Origin of the sequence: Aurantimonas litoralis (assembly GCF_026153195.1) — a bacterium.
Taxonomy (GTDB): Bacteria; Pseudomonadota; Alphaproteobacteria; order Rhizobiales; family Rhizobiaceae; genus Aurantimonas; species Aurantimonas coralicida.
On the sequence record NZ_JAPFBM010000011.1, the window covers coordinates 102,916 to 118,093 of the forward strand.

At 67.4% G+C, this 15,178-nt stretch carries 17 protein-coding genes; 3 read left to right on the forward strand and 14 right to left on the reverse strand.

The window, feature by feature from the left end; genetic code table 11:
• The 13 genes from phnE (N7I30_RS19195) to N7I30_RS19255 all read right to left on the reverse strand — a co-directional run bounded on the left by phnE (N7I30_RS19195) (position 1) and on the right by N7I30_RS19255 (position 10,801).
• Positions 1-822, reverse strand: coding sequence for a phosphonate ABC transporter, permease protein PhnE (gene phnE / locus N7I30_RS19195; protein ID WP_491391721.1), 822 nt, complete (start codon positions 820-822; stop codon positions 1-3).
• A gap of 104 nt (positions 823-926) precedes the next feature.
• The gene (gene phnD / locus N7I30_RS19200) at positions 927-1,922 is read right to left on the reverse strand and encodes a phosphonate ABC transporter substrate-binding protein (protein ID WP_024351263.1); all 996 of its coding nucleotides are present in this window, start codon (positions 1,920-1,922) and stop codon (positions 927-929) included.
• A 39-nt stretch (positions 1,923-1,961) separates the two neighbouring features.
• Positions 1,962-2,819: a phosphonate ABC transporter ATP-binding protein gene (gene phnC, locus N7I30_RS19205; protein ID WP_024351262.1), complete on the reverse strand. Its 858-nt coding sequence runs from the start codon at positions 2,817-2,819 to the stop codon at positions 1,962-1,964.
• A 115-nt stretch (positions 2,820-2,934) separates the two neighbouring features.
• Positions 2,935-3,549, reverse strand: coding sequence for a DapH/DapD/GlmU-related protein (locus N7I30_RS19210; protein WP_024351261.1), 615 nt, complete (start codon positions 3,547-3,549; stop codon positions 2,935-2,937).
• Positions 3,550-4,272, reverse strand: coding sequence for a phosphonate C-P lyase system protein PhnL (gene phnL, locus N7I30_RS19215; RefSeq protein WP_498640850.1), 723 nt, complete (start codon positions 4,270-4,272; stop codon positions 3,550-3,552). It abuts the gene before it with no gap.
• Positions 4,273-4,275: 3 nt separating this feature from the next.
• Positions 4,276-5,055 carry a phosphonate C-P lyase system protein PhnK gene (phnK, locus tag N7I30_RS19220; protein ID WP_081651946.1) on the reverse strand — a complete coding sequence of 260 codons (780 nt, stop codon included), beginning with the start codon at positions 5,053-5,055 and terminating at the stop codon, positions 4,276-4,278.
• Positions 5,056-5,060: 5 nt separating this feature from the next.
• Complete coding sequence (locus N7I30_RS19225; protein WP_024351258.1) at positions 5,061-5,957, reverse strand: alpha-D-ribose 1-methylphosphonate 5-phosphate C-P-lyase PhnJ; 897 nt, start codon at positions 5,955-5,957, stop codon at positions 5,061-5,063.
• Positions 5,954-7,084, reverse strand: coding sequence for a carbon-phosphorus lyase complex subunit (locus N7I30_RS19230; protein ID WP_491391675.1), 1,131 nt, complete (start codon positions 7,082-7,084; stop codon positions 5,954-5,956). The genes N7I30_RS19225 and N7I30_RS19230 overlap by 4 nt, the downstream gene beginning before the upstream one ends.
• A gap of 1 nt (position 7,085) precedes the next feature.
• Positions 7,086-7,682, reverse strand: coding sequence for a phosphonate C-P lyase system protein PhnH (phnH, locus tag N7I30_RS19235; RefSeq protein WP_024351256.1), 597 nt, complete (start codon positions 7,680-7,682; stop codon positions 7,086-7,088).
• An 11-nt stretch (positions 7,683-7,693) separates the two neighbouring features.
• Positions 7,694-8,167, reverse strand: coding sequence for a phosphonate C-P lyase system protein PhnG (gene phnG, locus N7I30_RS19240; protein ID WP_491391676.1), 474 nt, complete (start codon positions 8,165-8,167; stop codon positions 7,694-7,696).
• 114 nt (positions 8,168-8,281) lie between these two features.
• Positions 8,282-9,088, reverse strand: coding sequence for a phosphonate ABC transporter, permease protein PhnE (gene phnE / locus N7I30_RS19245; RefSeq protein ID WP_024351254.1), 807 nt, complete (start codon positions 9,086-9,088; stop codon positions 8,282-8,284).
• Positions 9,081-9,857: a phosphonate ABC transporter ATP-binding protein gene (locus N7I30_RS19250; protein WP_228241558.1), complete on the reverse strand. Its 777-nt coding sequence runs from the start codon at positions 9,855-9,857 to the stop codon at positions 9,081-9,083. The genes phnE (N7I30_RS19245) and N7I30_RS19250 overlap by 8 nt, the downstream gene beginning before the upstream one ends.
• Before the next feature lie 86 nt (positions 9,858-9,943).
• A complete protein-coding gene (locus tag N7I30_RS19255; protein ID WP_024351252.1) occupies positions 9,944-10,801 on the reverse strand; it encodes a PhnD/SsuA/transferrin family substrate-binding protein in 858 nt (285 codons plus the stop codon).
• Positions 10,802-10,872: 71 nt separating this feature from the next.
• On the opposite strand from N7I30_RS19255, the gene N7I30_RS19260 reads away from it, so the two are divergent.
• From N7I30_RS19260 to N7I30_RS19270, 3 genes are all read left to right on the forward strand, one after another.
• Positions 10,873-12,081 carry an alpha-D-ribose 1-methylphosphonate 5-triphosphate diphosphatase gene (locus tag N7I30_RS19260; RefSeq protein ID WP_155898509.1) on the forward strand — a complete coding sequence of 403 codons (1,209 nt, stop codon included), beginning with the start codon at positions 10,873-10,875 and terminating at the stop codon, positions 12,079-12,081.
• Positions 12,082-12,086: 5 nt separating this feature from the next.
• Positions 12,087-12,863, forward strand: a complete 777-nt coding sequence (gene phnF, locus N7I30_RS19265; protein ID WP_155898508.1) for a phosphonate metabolism transcriptional regulator PhnF — start codon at positions 12,087-12,089, stop codon at positions 12,861-12,863.
• Between the two features lie 389 nt (positions 12,864-13,252).
• The gene (locus N7I30_RS19270) at positions 13,253-13,570 is read left to right on the forward strand and encodes a hypothetical protein (protein WP_081651944.1); all 318 of its coding nucleotides are present in this window, start codon (positions 13,253-13,255) and stop codon (positions 13,568-13,570) included.
• Positions 13,571-13,654: 84 nt separating this feature from the next.
• Here N7I30_RS19270 and cysG read toward each other — a convergent pair whose 3' ends face one another.
• Complete coding sequence (gene cysG, locus N7I30_RS19275; protein ID WP_498640857.1) at positions 13,655-15,160, reverse strand: siroheme synthase CysG; 1,506 nt, start codon at positions 15,158-15,160, stop codon at positions 13,655-13,657.
• Positions 15,161-15,178 lie beyond the last annotated feature (18 nt).

The window sequence follows — 15,178 nt, forward strand, 5'->3', positions numbered from 1 at the left end:
TCAGGTGACGAAACGACGGAGCTGTTGCGACAGGAGGTCGGTCAGCACCACCGACAGGACGATGATGATCAGGATGGCGGCGGATTGCGGATAGTAGAAACCGCGGACCGACTCGAACAGGACCTGACCGATGCCTCCGGCGCCGATGACACCCAGAACCGTCGCGGCCCGCACATTGGATTCGAAACGGTAGAGCGCATAGGAAATCCACAGCGGCAGCACCTGCGGGATCACCCCGAAGACGATTTCCTGCAGCTTCGACGCGCCGGTGGCGCGGATGCCTTCCACCGGCCGCGGGTCGATCGCCTCGACGGCCTCGGAGAACAGCTTGGCGAGAATGCCCGTGGTGTGGATCAACAGCGCCATGACGCCGGCAAACGGTCCGAGGCCGACGGCGACGACGAACAGCACCGCCCAGACGATCTCGTGGATGGCGCGGAAGAAGTCCATCAGCCGGCGGCAGGGCTGCAGGATGTACCAAGGCACCATGTTGTGCGCCGACAGGATGCCGAAGGGGATGGCGAGCAACACGGACAGGACGGTGCCCCACAGGGCGATCTGCACCGTGACGACCATTTCCTCGGCGTAGTAGCGCCAGTCGGTGAAGTCGGGATTGGCGAAGCCGGCGGCGTATTGCGCCATGTTGTCGGCATCGGTGAAGAGATAGGTCCAGCGACCCATCTCGGCCGGTGCCCAGCTCCACAGAAGGGCGGCCGCAAGCCCGCCCCAGATCACCGCGTTCCAGGCACTGCGAGACCAGTCGCGGCCGGCATTCAGGTCGGGGGCAGCGGGGCGCGAGAGAGAAACCGCGTCGTCGGTCATCGGGCATCCTGTGATCGGCGAAACCGGCCGGCGCCTGGATACGGTGCCGGCCGGAGGGGTGTGGCGAAGCGTGCGGCGGGCAGGGCCCGTCGCCGCGTGACGCGTCAGCTCTGCGGAGCGCTCTTGATCTTCTTCTCGTAGCCGGCCTTTTCAGCTTCGAGCTTCTCGATCTCGGCCGTCTTCTCCTCGGCGCTCCGGGACTCGTCGGCCTCGATCTGGGCGATCGTCTTCGACAGTTCCATCACGCGGATCGGCAGGAGCTGGTCATTGGTGGATGCGACGAAGGGCGCCCATTCGAGGCCGGCAAGGACTTCCTTCTCGTGGGCCACGTCACCGGTCGACTGGTCGGTGCCGTAGGTCACGAAGAACTCCCTGATCTTGTCCTTGCTCTCCTGCGGCAGGTTGGTGTTCCACACGATCGGATCGGCCGGGATCAGCGGCGACTTCCAGATCACCTTGATCTTGGCGAAGGCGTCCGGATTGTTCTTCTCGATGAGGGCGAGGCTCTCGGTATTGTTCGCCGCCGCATCGACCTGGCCGTTGGCGACGGCCATGGCGTTGGTCTCGTGGTTGGCGTTGGTGACGTTCTTGAAGCACTCCTTCGGGTCGACGCCGTTGGCGGCGAAGACGAAGGTCATCGGGACGAGATAGCCGGAGGTCGAGTTCGGGTCACCGAGGCCGAAATTCAGCGACTGGTCGCAGGTCAGGAGATCCTCGACCTTCTCGAGCGGCGAGTCCTTCGGTGCGAGCACCAGCGACCAGTAGCCGGGATTGCCGGAGATATCGACGGTCTGGGCAAAGATCTCGCCATTGGCGCGATCGACGGCTTCCATGGCGGACTTGTTGCCGTACCAGGCGAGCTGCACCTTGTCGAAACGCATGCCCTCGATGACGCCGGCATAGTCGGACGCGAAGAAGGGCTTCACGGCGAGGCCGGTCTTCTCTTCCATGTCGGCGAGGAACGGCTCCCATTTCGGCCGCAGATTCTGCTGGCTCTCGGTGGAGATGATGCCGAAGGCGAGCTCGTCCTGAGCAAGGGCCGTGGTCGAGATGCCGGCGACCATCGTGGCGGCGGCGAGTGTGCGAAGAACCATGTTCATGGCGTTGTTCCCCTGTTGCGTTTGGCTGTCGTGGTGACTTCAGGCCGGCACGAGCGCCGGTGCGGTGACCGGCGCCTGCTTCGTTGCCCGGACGCGCCTGTCGGCGTCGACCGGCAGTGCGTCCGGCAGGACGAGCTCTTCCGAATCCGCGCCGTAGAGCTCGGTCAGAAAGGCGTTGGTCAGTGCGTGGGAGGGGCCGTCATAGACGACCTCGCCGCCGCGCAGCGCGATGGTGCGGGGGCAGTAGCGGCGGGCATATTCGACCTGATGCAGCGACACGACGGCGGTGATCCCGTCGGTGCGGTTGATCTCGGCGATCACGTCCATGACGCGGCGGGCCGAGGCCGGATCGAGCGAGGCGATCGGCTCGTCGGCAAGGATGACGCGGGATTTCTGCACGAGGCAGCGGGCGATGGCCGCGCGCTGCTGCTGGCCGCCGGACAGGGTGGAGGCGCGCTGCCAGGCGACTTCCGGAATGCCGACGCGGCCGAGCGCGGCGCGCGCCGCAAGTTTCTCATCGCGCGAGAACCAGCCGAGCGTGCCGCGCCAGCGCGGAATCCGGCCGAGATTGCCGAGGAGGACATTGGTGATGACCGGCAGCCGCGAGACGAGATTGAACTGCTGGAAGATGACGCCGATCTCGCGGCGCATGGCGCGCGCGCCGGCGCCGAGCCGGCCGTCGGACTGGATCGGTGCGCCGAACAGCGCGATGCTCGATCCGGTGCCGCGGTCGGCGCGTTCGAGGCCGGCAATATGGCGGATCAGCGTCGACTTGCCGGAACCGGACGCGCCGATCAGCGCGACCATTTCGCCTTCGGCAATGGTCAGGCTGACCTTGTCGAGCGCCTGCTTCAGGGCGAAGCGCTTGGACAGGTCTTTGATCGCTATGGCGCTCATGCGGGCTCCCGTCCAGCGTCTCGACGGGTGACTCTTAGGAGCGCTCCATGTGGGTGCGATGACGACTTTCTAAACGTTCGATGACAGCCGCTCGGCAGCATCGAAGCGCGGCGGATTATCCGCCGTGACGGTCGAGAAACGCCCGCGCGTCAAGGCTTTGGAAGTCGGCGAGGGCGGCGCGCAGCGTCTCGTGCGGCCAGTCCCACCACGCCAGCGCATCCATGCGCGCGCCGATCTCGGCGTCAAAACGCGGCCGGATCGGCCGGGCGGGAACGCCGCCGACGATCGTGTAAGCCGGCACGTCCTTCGAGACGACCGCGCCCGCGCCGATCGCGGCGCCGTTGCCGATGGTGACGCCGGGCAGGATCGTCGCGCCATGGCCGATCCAGACATCGTGGCCGATGACGACCCGGTGCGCGCGGCGCCAGTCGAAGAAGCCCGCTTCGTTCTCTTCACCGTCAAAATAATCACCGGCCCGGTAGGTGAAATGGTGCTGGGTGGCGCGCCATGTCGGGTGGTTGGTGGCGTTGATGCGGACGCAAGCGGCGATGTTCACGAACTTGCCGATCGCCGTGCACCAGATGCTGCCGTCTTCCATCACGTAGGAATAGTCGCCGAGGACGGTCTCGGTCAGGCGGCAGCGTTCGGCGATCTCGATGTAGCGCCCGAGAGCGCAATCCTCGATCTCGGCGCTGGGGTGGACCAGCGGCGATAGGGAGAGCTTCGGCATTCAGGCCGCCTTGCGGGCGGAGAAGGCGGAGACATCGATGATCCGCGTCGCGATCCGCTCGCGCACCGCCGCATCGTGGAAGATGCCGAGCACGGCGGTGCCCGCCGCGGTCTTGGCCTCGATCATCTCGCAGACCACGTCGCGGTTCTGCGCGTCGAGCGAGGCGGTCGGTTCGTCGAGCAGCAGCAGCGGGTGGTCGGTGATGAAGCCGCGGGCGATGTTCACCCGCTGCTTCTCGCCGCCGGAGAAGGTGGCGGGCGGCAGCTCGAACAGCGGCCCGGGCAGATTGAGGCGGGCCAGCAGAACGCGGGCCCGTTCGCGCGCCGCCTCGGGCGCCGTGCCACGGGCGACGAGCGGCTCAGCGACGACGTCGAGCGCCGGCACGCGCGGGATGGCGCGCAGGAACTGGCTGACATAGCCGATCGCGTCGCGGCGAAGGGCGATGATCCGGCGCGGGTCGCCGGTGGCGAGGTCCGTCTGGTTGCCAGTGGCCCCGTCGCGGATCACGATTTCGCCGGCATCGACGGCGTAATTTCCATAGACCATGCGCAGGATCGACGATTTGCCGACCCCCGAGGGGCCGCCCAGCACGACGCATTCGCCGGGCGCGACGGTGAAGGAGGCCGCCTCGACGACCGGCAGGCGAATGCCGCCGCGCAGATGCATGTTGAAGGACTTGGCGACGTCGCGGACCGTGAGGATCGGCTGGGAAGGCACGGACATGGCTCAGCTTTCCGGGATCGAGGCAACAAGGAGCTGGGTGTAGGCATGGTGCGGGTCGTCGAGGACCCGGTCGGTCAGGCCCTGTTCTATGACGCGGCCGGCCTTCATGACGATCATGCGCTGCGAGAGAAGCCGCGCCACGGCGAGGTCGTGGGTGACGATCACAACCGACAGGCCCATCTCGGCGACCAGCGAGCGGATCAGGTCGAGAAGCCGGGCCTGGACCGAAACGTCGAGCCCGCCGGTCGGCTCGTCCATGAAGACGAGGCGCGGTCGGGTGACGAGATTGCGGGCGATCTGCAGGCGCTGGCGCATGCCGCCGGAGAACGCGTCCGGGCGGTCGTCGATGCGGTCCGCAGCGATCTCCACGCGTCCCAGCCAGTCGGTGGCGCTCTCGCGAATGCCGCCATAATGGCGCTCGCCGACCGCCATCAGCCGTTCGCCGACATTGGCGCCGGCCGACACCCGCATCCGCAGGCCGTCGGCGGCATGCTGGTGGACGAAGCCCCAGTCGGTGCGCATCAGGAGGCGTCGTTCGGCCTCGCCGAGGCTGGCGAGATCGCGCAACGTGCCGTCGCGCATGGCGTAGGAGACGCTGCCCGACGTCGGGGCCATGCGCGCTGCGATGCAGTTCAGCAGTGTCGTCTTGCCGGAGCCGGACTCGCCGACGATGGCGACGACCTCGCCGGGCCACACGTCGAACGAAACGGCTTCGCAGCCGACCCGGGCGCCATAGCGGCGGGTGAGGTCGCGAACGGTGAGAAGCGGCGATGCCTGGTCCATCAATGTCATGCCTCGCCCTGCCTGGTCTCTTGCCGTAGAGCCGGTCCACCGTCGCCGGCATGGCCGGCCTCGCGCCGCGTTTCGCAATGGTCGGTGTCGGAACAGACGAACATCCGCCCGCCGCGGTCGTCGGTCACGACCTCGTCGAGATAGACGTTCTCGGCGCCGCAGAGCGCACAGGGGCGGTCGAAAGCCTGAACGGCGAAGGGGTGATCCTCGAAATCCAGCGACACGACGTCGGTGAAGGGCGGCAGGGCGTAGATCCGCTTCTCACGCCCGGCGCCGAAAAGCTGAAGGGCCGGCGAGCGGTGCATTTTCGGATTGTCGAATTTCGGGATCGGCGAGGGATCCATCACGTAGCGGCCCTCGACCTTCACCGGATAGGCATAGGTCGTGGCGATGTGGCCGTGGCGGGCGATGTCCTCGTAGAGCTTCACATGCATCAGCCCGTATTCTTCCAGCGCGTGCATCACCCGCGTTTCGGTTTCACGCGGTTCGAGAAACCGCAGGGGCTCGGGGATCGGAACCTGGAAGACGATGATCTGGCCGGCGGTGAGCGGCGTTTCGGGAATGCGGTGACGGGTCTGGACGATGGTCGCCTCGCTCGTCCGCGTCGTCGTGGCGACCTGCGCGGTCTTCTCGAAGAAGGCGCGGATCGACACGGCGTTGGTGGTGTCGTCGGCACCCTGGTCGATGACCTTCAGGACGTCGTTCGGCCCCAGGATTGACGCGGTCACCTGCACCCCGCCGGTGCCCCAGCCGTAGGGCATCGGCATTTCGCGGGAGGCGAAGGGGACCTGGTAGCCGGGGATCGCGATCGCCTTGAGGATCGCGCGGCGGATCATCCGCTTGGTCTGTTCATCGAGATAAGCGAAGTTGTAGGCGGGCAGGGCGGCGGTCATTCGGCGGCCTCCCGCGCGGCGGCTTCGTCGTCGCCGGTCTCTCCGTTGCCCTCATCGATGTCTCGTGCGGCGTGCTCCCGGCGCATGCGGCGCACCAGATCGAGCTCGGCCTGGAAGTCGACATAATGCGGCAGCTTCAGGTGCTCGACGAAGCCGGTGGCCTGGACATTGTCGGAATGGGCGATGACGAACTCCTCGTCCTGTGCGGGGGCGGTGCGTTCCTCGCCGAACTCGTCGGCCCTGAGCGCCCGGTCGACGAGGCTCATGGCCATTGCCTTGCGCTCGGACTGGCCGAAGACCAGTCCGTAGCCGCGGGTGAATTGCGGCGGCTGCTTGGCCGAGCCCCGGAACTGGTTGACCATCTGGCACTCGGTCATCCGGACCCGACCGATGGTCACCGGGAAGCCGACTTCGGGCATGTCCATCACGACATCGACGAGGCCGATGCGGATTTCGCCGACGAAGGGATGGGAGCGGGCAAAGCCGCGCTGGGTCGAATAGGCGAGCGACAGGAGGAAGCCCTCGTCGCCGCGCGCCAGTGCCTGCAGTCGCAGGTCGCGGCCGGCAGGAAATTCCATCGGCTCGCGGGTCAGGTCACCCGGCTTGCCGTCCGGCCCGTCGCCGTCCGGCTCGATCAGGCCGTCGGCGCCGAGAATGTCGGTCACCCGCGGACAGGCTTCGCCCGGCCAGTCGCGACGCGCGCCGGCCTCGACCGGCGCGTCGCCCACCATGTCCGGGTCGATCAGCCGATGGGTGTAGTCGAAGGTCGGGCCCAGCAACTGGCCGCCCGGCAGATCCTTGTAAGTTGCCGACACCCGGCGTTCGATCCGCATGTTCCCGGTCTCCAGCGGCTGCGAATTGCCGAAACGGGGAAGGGTGGTGCGATAGGCGCGGATCAGGAAGATCGCTTCGATCAGATCGCCCCGTGCCTGACGCACGGCCATCGCGGCGAGTTGCGGATCATAGAGCGAGCCCTCGGCCATCGCCCGGTCGACGGCGAGCGCCAGCTGACCGGCGATCTGCTCCAGTGTCAGTGCCGGGACGTCGCGGTTGCCGCGACGACGGTCGGCGAGAAGACGGTGGGCGCTGGCGATTGCGGCTTCGCCTCCCTTGGCGGCGACATACATCTCAGCGATCTCCGATCTGGGTGGTGCGCGGCAGGCCGAGGGCTTCGCTGCCGGAAACGAGCAGCATGTCGAGGCCGCGGGGATAAAGGCCGCGATTGTTGGCCCAATCCTCAAGGAAGAAGTCCGGCAGTCCGCACGGGCTGACGGAGGCGGTCGTCTCTATGCCGGGGCCGGTCAGCTGCAGCCGATCGCCGCCCCGAAGAGCCGGGAGGCAAAGGATCAGGGTCGCCGAACGATCGGGATAAGCCGCAGTGCCGGCGGAAAATTGCGACAGGGCTGGCAGCTTGGTCGGGTCGCAGACGAGGGCGAAGGCGGCAGCCTGCGGCTCGGGAACGATCGCCGCACCGGTGTGGAAGGCAAGCCATTCGGCGACACCGGCGCCGAGCGCCGCAGGGTCGAGCCAGAGGGGCGTGTCGTAGTCGGCCAGCGCGGCAAGGATCGCCCCCGCCGCAGGTGGGACAGGCGAAGGCGGCGCGGCCAACGCGCCAAGGTCGACGATCGTGCCCGGCCGGGCAAAGGCATTCATGATCGCGAAAAAGGCGGCCTGGGCATCGAAGACGGGGTCGGCGAAGCCACCTTCGAGGAATGTAGTGGTCATTGTGCCGCTCATCATTCGTCGCCCCGAACCATCGTGAAGAAGTCGACGCGCGTCGCCTCGGTTTCCTCGGCGGAGCGCCGGTCGGCCTCCTCCTGCTTCGTCAATGCGGGGCCGACGACCATGGCTTCGATCGCGGCTCGCCAGTCGTCGCGCTGCCAGCCGGCATCGAGTTGCGCGGCGAGGCGCGCGTGGTCGGCGTCGCGACCCATGATAATCGCGTGGCCGACTTCGCCCGAGGCGAGGCGCATGCTGGCGCGCGTGACGCTGGCCTCGCCGATATTGAACGGCGCGCCGCTGCCGCCGATCCGGCCCTGCAGCATGACAAGCCCGACCTCGGGGCCGCGCAGGCTGGTGACCGGCGCTTCGCCGGCGATCGCGTCCCAGGCCGCTGCGAGCGTGTGTGCATCGCTGGCTGCAAAGGCTTCCATGGCGCGGCGACGCGCGGGCCGGCTGGGATCGGAGGAGTGGTTGTCCGAGGAGGGCATGGCATTCTGTCCGTTGTGGTCTGATCTGATGGCGTCGGTCTGCTGAGACAGTCAGCGCGGGTCCCGACAGGACCCGCTTTGGCGGTGGCGGTCGTCAGGCCTGCGATGGCCGGCTCACTCGAACCGGGCACGCAGCCGGTCGGTGAAATATTCCATCACCAGCACGATCGCGAAGATCGCGAGGATGATCGCCGAGGCGTTGCGGTACTGGAAGAGGTCGAAGGCAACCTTCAGCTCCTGGCCAATGCCGCCGGCGCCGACGAGGCCGAGGACGACCGAGGAGCGGACCCCCTTTTCCAGCGCAAAGAGCGAGCTGTTGATCAGCGTCGGCATGATGCTCGGCAACGTCGCCCCGAAGAGGATGCTGACCCGCGAGGCGCCGATCGCCCGCAAGGCTTCCTGTGGCTTCTTGTCGGCCTCTTCCATGGCTTCGGCGAAGAACCGGCCGCAGAAGCCGATCGTGTCGACAACGATCGTCATGGTGCCGGCAATTGCGCCGAGCCCGACGGTCGAGACGAAAACCAGTGCCCAGACGAGATCCGGGATGGTCCGAAACAGCGAGATGATGCCCCGTGGCAGCTGCCGGAACGCCCCGAGCGGGGAGATGCCGCGCGCTGCGAGCCAGCCGATCGGCAGGCTGATGACGACGCCGATGACCGTGCCGACGAGCGCGATCTGCAGGGTTTCGAGAATGCGCCAGCCCATGCGCTGGAGGAACGTCGGTTCCAGGTTGGGCGGCAGCATGCGGCCGATCAGCTCGACCATCTGCGGCGCCCCGGCGGCGAGCCGCTCGGGCGACGGGGCGACCTGGCCGAGCGAGACCAGGAAGACCGCTGCAAATGCGACGAGCAGCGTGAAGCTGATCGGCGAGATCGAGGGCAGACGCGAGGGCGCGCGCATCCGAGCCGGCGCGTCACCCATTGAAGACGTCTTCCATCTGCTGCCGGTCGACCATCGGTGTTGGGAGATCGAAATGCACCCGGCCGGCCTTCAAGGCGATGATCCGGTCCGAATAGTGCATCGCATGCTCCATATCGTGCGTCGTGTAGACCAGCGTGATGCCGTGCTCGGAGGCGAGGTCGGAGAAGATCGTCATGATCTCGCGACCGACCCAGGGGTCGAGGCTCGCGGCGGGCTCGTCGGCGATCAGCAGCTTCGGCTTTCTGATCAGCGCGCGCGCAATGGCGATGCGCTGGGCCTGGCCGCCGGAAAGCTGGTCGGCGCGGGCGCAGGCCTTGTCGGCAAGGCGCACGTCGGCCAGCACCTGCATCGCTTCCTCGCGCCAGTCCTCGCGGGCGAGGGCGTGATGCCAGGCGCGCCATCCACCGGGCAGGCCGAGCTTGCCCTGGACGACGTTGGTGAGCACCGACTGGCGCCCGACCAGTCCGTGGTTCTGGAAGACGAAACCGATCTGCCGCCGAAGGCGCTGCAATTGCGCGCCGCTCGGGGCCGACCGGAAGGTCTCGCCCAAGGTCATGATCTCGCCGTCGCTGAGCGGCAGCAGGCCGACGAGGCATTTGAGCAGCGTCGACTTGCCGGCGCCGTTCGAGCCGATCAGCGCGACACGCTGATCGCTCCTGATGTCGATCTTCACGCCGGCGAAGACATGGCGGCCGTTGGCGTAGGCTTTGCCGAGATCACGGGTGCTGATGATCGTTGCCCCCGGCGCCGTGGCCGGTGGGACATCCAATCGTTCCGGCTCCCCGCGAGGGGGAGCCGACAGGGCTGCGTGAAACGGACCGGCCTTCGCGGCCGCCGTCTGGTCCAGAAGAACGCTCATTCGACGAAGGCGGTGAAGGTGTCGACGCCGATGGTGCGATACATCGAGCGCACATAGTCGTACTCGCTGTCGTCGATGTCGGTCAGGAAGGTGCCGCCCTTGAACTTCTGATTGTCCTCGCCCTTGAGGACGGCGTTCATCAGTTCGTTGCCGTTCTCGAGAAAGGCGTCGCGGATCGTCTCGTAGACGTCTTCGGGAATGTCCTTGCGGGCAACGAGGATGTCATTGGGCAGATCGCGGCCGCGGGCGACGACGGCAAAGGCCTTGTCGGGGAAGGCGGCCCGGATCGAGTTGAGATGGTCGAAATTGAGCCCCATCGCGGCGATGTCGCCGCGGATCAGGGCCTCGGCCGCAACGTTGCGCGAAATGATCACCGGCTCGTAGTCGACGCCGTAGTTCACGCCCTGGTCTGCGAGCGCCTGGGCGGGTCCCAGATGCTGCGAGGTCGAGCCGACCGAACCGAAGGCGATCTTCTTGCCCTTCAGGTCCTCGATGGTGCGGATCGGCCCGTCGGCGAGAACGGCGAGCTGGGCAAAATAGTCCGGGCGCTGCCAGGCGACCACGATGCGCGGATCGCTCAGCTCCTTCATCACCACGTATTCGGCGGGGCCGGTCAGGACCAGCTCGACCTGTCCGGCGTTCAGCGCCTCGACGGCCGCCGTGCGCGAGCTGACGGAAATGAGTTCGATATCGAGGCCGGTCTCGGCTTCGAGCGCTTCCTGGAAACCTCCGAACTCCTGCTGCAGGGCTTCGAGCCCCTCGATGTCGGTGACAGCGAAGCGGACGGGTCCGGCGATGGCCGTCACCGAAGTGACGACCGAGGCGGCGAGAGCAAAAACCAGCGAACGAAGCATTCTGTTTGTCCTTCTGTATAGACAGGGCAGCGGGTTCGCAGCTACCTGTATAGACAGCAGGTGACGCATGAATGACAAAAGCACGAGGGGCCGAGATGGCGTGGCTGATCGAGAACGCAACGACGCTGGCCGGCGACAGCTGGCATGAGCGAGGGCTGCACGTCGCGGGCGAGCACATCGTCGACCGGGCCGAGCGTCCGCGGCGACTGAATGCCGAAGGGCTGCTGGTGCTGCCCGGCATCGTCGACATCCATGGCGACGCCTTCGAGCGGCAGATCATGCCGCGGCCCGGCGTGCGCTTCGATGTCGGTCTGGCGCTGCGCGACACCGATCGCCAGCTCGTTGGCAACGGCATCACCACGGCGTTTCACGGCGTGACGATCTCCTGGGAGCCGGGGCTCCGCTCGCTCGATGCGGCGCGCAGCTTCATCGGATCGCTCCAGGCCCTGCGCTCGCAACTGAACTGCGACACGCGGCTGCATCTGCGCTGGGAAACATTCGCGCTCGATGCGGTCTCCGAGGTGACCGAGTGGTTGTCGCTGGAGCCGTCGCCGATCCTCGCCTTCAACGACCACACGACCGGCTCGGTGCTGAAGGGGACTATTGCACGCAAGATCGGCCAGATGGCCGAGCGCTCCGGCCTGTCGCGCGAGGACTACATGGCGCTGCTCGACGCCGTGTGGGCGCGGCGTGACGACGTGCCGGGCGCCATCGCCGATCTCGCGGCGGCAGCAAAGGCCGGGGGCAATGTCCTGCTGGCGCATGACGAGGCGACGCCCGAGGAGCGCGCCCGGTTCCGGGCGCTCGGCGCGCGCTCCTGCGAGTTTCCGCTGAATGCCGAGACCGCCGCGGCGGCCCGCGCCGGCGGGGAGGACGTCATTCTCGGCGCGCCGAATGTCGTGCGCGGCGGCAGCCACAACAAGGCGATGGATGCGCGCGAAGCGGTCGAAGCAGGCCATTGCACGGTGCTGACCAGCGACTACCACTATCCGTCTCCGCTGCATGCGGCCTTCGCTCTGGCCGATGGCGACGTGGACGCGCTGGCGCGTTACTGGCCGCTTGTCTCCGCCAACGCTGCGCGCGCCGCGGGTCTGCACGATCGCGGCAGTCTGACGAATGGCAAACGGGCGGATCTCATCCTGGTCGACATGGCTGACATGCGGCATCCGGAAATCGTTGCGACGATGGTCGGCGGGCGCATCGTGTACGCACGGCGGGCACTGGAAGAGTCGCCTTTGGCGGCACCGGTCCAGGCGACCCCCGAGATGGCGGCGGGGTAGGACCCATGAGCAGCATCGCCTCGCAGAAGCTTGCAAACGACGCCGCGACGCCGGATTTCGGCGATCTGGTTTTACGGCCGCGCAGCGACATGCCGATCTGGCAGCAGATCCACGATTATGTCCTGGCGCTTGTCGAGGATGGGCGGCTGCGCCCGGGCAGCCAGTTGCCGGGCGAGGTCCATCTGGCCGAGAAATTCGGCGTCACCCGCATCACGCTCCGCCAGGCGCTGCTGCAATTGCAGCAGGAAGGGCATCTTACCTCACGAAAGGGCGTCGGGGTGTTCGTGCGCAGCCCGCCCTCGGTGCTGTCGGTGCGCGACGGCAGTCGCTTCTTCGACAGCTTGCGCTCCGACGGCAAACTGGTCGAGACGCGCACGCTGGTGCTGGTCGAAGAGGAGGCCGACGCGGCAGCCGCCGCGCAGTTGCATCTGCCGGTCGGCGCTCCGGTCATCCGGCTGCGCCGCGTGCGCTCGGCCGATGGGCAGCCGATCCACGCCAGCACCAAGATCCTGCCCGCGAGGCTCCTGCCGGACTTCGCCGCCGTCTATGCGCGGCGGCAATCGGTCACCGATGTGTTCGTCGCACATGGCATCGGCAAGTATCGACGGATCGAGACGCGGATCAGCGGAGGCTTCGCCACCGCCGAGGAGGCGAGCCAGCTGGAGCTCACGCCCAGCACGCCGGTCTTCCGCACCAGTGCCGTCAATGGCGACGCGGCGGGGAACCGGATCGAATGGGGCACCGGCTGCTGGCTGCTCACGTCGGTCGATTTCGTTTTCTGAGCGCCGCAGGAGCCGAGCCTACCGGCGACGAATCCCATGCTGTCCTGCCGAAGGTGATCGGGGCCTTTCGCGTCATGGCCGAAGCCCTGCGCGCCGGCGCCGAACGAGGGCGGCATCCGGCTTGGCGCGGACCTTGAGAGGCACTCACAACGCTAAGTCGGCTTCTGGTGGACGCTTCACGGCGTCGATAAGACTGGGCCGAGAATGGGACGGCAGCTCTCCGCGTGCAACGCCCCAATGCTGCCAGTCCGCTTTCGGCCCCGTTCCGTTAGTCAAAAATGGCGCCGAGACTTGACCGACCGCGTGAAGTCGGCCCATCAGTTCGCGCCGAATGCAGATAGTGCCACAGCACAAAGCCGCACCGTGTTCTGCGCAATAGGAGCTGTGAGATGGCGCGAAAAATTCGGGACGCAAGTTGGCTTGAGAACCAGACAGCCGATGCCGAGCCTCCGGAACCGTGCTGGCTATGCGGCCGATTGCTGGGTGAGACCGTGGATCGCTTCCACCCGATCCCCAAAAGCCGGGGTGGCCGAGACACCGTTCCTGTCCATCCCATCTGCCGGGAGACCATCGACGCCAATTTCACGGCGAGCGAACTGGTCCGCCACGCAGAAAGCGGGACGCCCCTTACGGACAATCAGACGGTCGCGCGCTTCGTAAAATGGGTCGCCAAGAAGCCTGCTGACTTCCATTCTGCGACCAAATAGGGCTGTCAGTCGAACGTCGGCTTCGTCACCTCTTCTCCCGGAGAGCTGCCGGGCTGCAACCGGCCCATTCTAAATTAGCGATCATCAGCACGCGTCGACGAGAGCCTCCAGATCGTCAGTTGCGTTGGGAGGCCCACGCCAAGCGCGGTGTGCCTCTCCGGTGATCGCGCATCCGCGCGCATGCGCAATGGTGCTGGCAAACCGTGCGCGCTCCGCAAACACCCGGCCGACACCGATCAGGATCGGACGGTCGACGCCGATCCTGGCGACGATGGCGCCGAGATCGGCGAGCGTGCCGGCGGCGCGGGTCTCGTCGTCGCGCGACAGGTTGGCGGCGACGGCGACCGGGGTCGTGGCCGGCAGGCCGTGATGGATCAGCCGCTCGGCGATCTTCGCCGCCATCCGGCCGCCCATGTAGAAGACGGTGGTGGCGTGATCATCGGCCAGCGCATGCCAGTCGAGGTCCTCCGGCAGGCCGCCCTTCTTGGAATGGCCGGTGACGAAGCGCAGCTGCTGGGCCCGGTCGCGATGGGTCAGCGACACGCCGAAGCTCGCCGCCAGCGCCGAAGCGGCGGTGATGCCCGGCACGATGGCGACCGGAACGTTCTCGCGCGCCAGCTCGTCCAGCTCCTCGCCGGCTCGGCCGAACACCGACACGTCGCCGGATTTCAGCCGCACCACGTGCTTGCCGGCCTTGGCGAAGCTGACCATCATGGCGTTGATGTCTTCCTGGCGGCAGCTGTCGCGGGCGGCACGCTTGCCGACCAGCATGCGCCGTGCCTCGCGACGGGCAAGTTCCAGAATCTCGTCCGAGACGAGGTCGTCGAACAGGATCACATCGGCTGCCTGCAGGGCACGGACCGCCTTCAGCGTCAGGAGTTCGGCCTCGCCGGGACCGGCCCCGACCAGGGTCACGCGGCCGCCGGCCTCGGGCGAGCGGGCCAGATCGTCGATGAAGCCGCCGGCCGCCGCCTCGGCCGCGGCATCCGGCAACTTCGTGGTGAAGGCACTGTCGGCAAAGCGCTCCCAGAAGGCACGGCGCAGGGGTCCCGGCGCCAGTCGCTCCATCACCGCGCCCCGCACCCTGGCGGCCAAGGCCGCCCACTGGCTGAGCGCCGGCGGCAGCAGGGTCTCGATGCGGCGGCGGATCGCCTGGCCGAGGATCGGGGCGGCGCCGTCGGTGGAAATGCCGATGACCACCGGCGAACGGTTGACGATCGTGCCGAAGCGGAAGTCGCAATAGGACGGCTTGTCGACGACGTTGACCGGCACGCCGGCCGCCCGCGCGGCGCAGGCGAAAGCCTGGCCCTCGGCGAGGCTCTCGGTATCGCCGACGGCGATCGCCGCTCCCGCGAAGACATCCGTCGCCCAGGGCCGGTCGTGATGAACGATCACGCTGGATTCCGGCGGCACGGCGAGAAGCTCGGCCATCTCCCCATCGATCCCGTCGGCCGGGACATAGAGATCGACATGGGCGCCCGCCGAGGCCAGGAGCTCGGCCTTCCATGCAGCCCCCGGTCCGCCGCCGGCCATGACCACGCGCTTGCCCGCCAGATCGAAGAACACCGGCAGGCTCGCCAGCGGACCCATGCGCTGCGAGCGCTGCGG

Coding starts and splice junctions, on each gene's coding strand:
- phnC (WP_024351262.1), bottom strand. CDS start 2,819: ATGAGCGCCATAGCGATCAAAGACCTGTCCAAGCGCTTCGCCCTGAAG.
- phnG (WP_491391676.1), bottom strand. CDS start 8,167: ATGCCCTCCTCGGACAACCACTCCTCCGATCCCAGCCGGCCCGCGCGT.
- N7I30_RS19230 (WP_491391675.1), bottom strand. CDS start 7,084: ATGTATGTCGCCGCCAAGGGAGGCGAAGCCGCAATCGCCAGCGCCCAC.
- phnF (WP_155898508.1), top strand. CDS start 12,087: ATGAGCAGCATCGCCTCGCAGAAGCTTGCAAACGACGCCGCGACGCCG.
- N7I30_RS19210 (WP_024351261.1), bottom strand. CDS start 3,549: ATGCCGAAGCTCTCCCTATCGCCGCTGGTCCACCCCAGCGCCGAGATC.
- phnE (WP_491391721.1), bottom strand. CDS start 822: ATGACCGACGACGCGGTTTCTCTCTCGCGCCCCGCTGCCCCCGACCTG.
- cysG (WP_498640857.1), bottom strand. CDS start 15,160: ATGGGTCCGCTGGCGAGCCTGCCGGTGTTCTTCGATCTGGCGGGCAAG.
- phnE (WP_024351254.1), bottom strand. CDS start 9,088: ATGGGTGACGCGCCGGCTCGGATGCGCGCGCCCTCGCGTCTGCCCTCG.
- N7I30_RS19260 (WP_155898509.1), top strand. CDS start 10,873: ATGACAAAAGCACGAGGGGCCGAGATGGCGTGGCTGATCGAGAACGCA.
- phnD (WP_024351263.1), bottom strand. CDS start 1,922: ATGAACATGGTTCTTCGCACACTCGCCGCCGCCACGATGGTCGCCGGC.
- phnH (WP_024351256.1), bottom strand. CDS start 7,682: ATGACCACTACATTCCTCGAAGGTGGCTTCGCCGACCCCGTCTTCGAT.
- phnL (WP_498640850.1), bottom strand. CDS start 4,272: ATGTCCGTGCCTTCCCAGCCGATCCTCACGGTCCGCGACGTCGCCAAG.
- N7I30_RS19255 (WP_024351252.1), bottom strand. CDS start 10,801: ATGCTTCGTTCGCTGGTTTTTGCTCTCGCCGCCTCGGTCGTCACTTCG.
- phnK (WP_081651946.1), bottom strand. CDS start 5,055: ATGGACCAGGCATCGCCGCTTCTCACCGTTCGCGACCTCACCCGCCGC.
- N7I30_RS19270 (WP_081651944.1), top strand. CDS start 13,253: ATGGCGCGAAAAATTCGGGACGCAAGTTGGCTTGAGAACCAGACAGCC.
- N7I30_RS19225 (WP_024351258.1), bottom strand. CDS start 5,957: ATGACCGCCGCCCTGCCCGCCTACAACTTCGCTTATCTCGATGAACAG.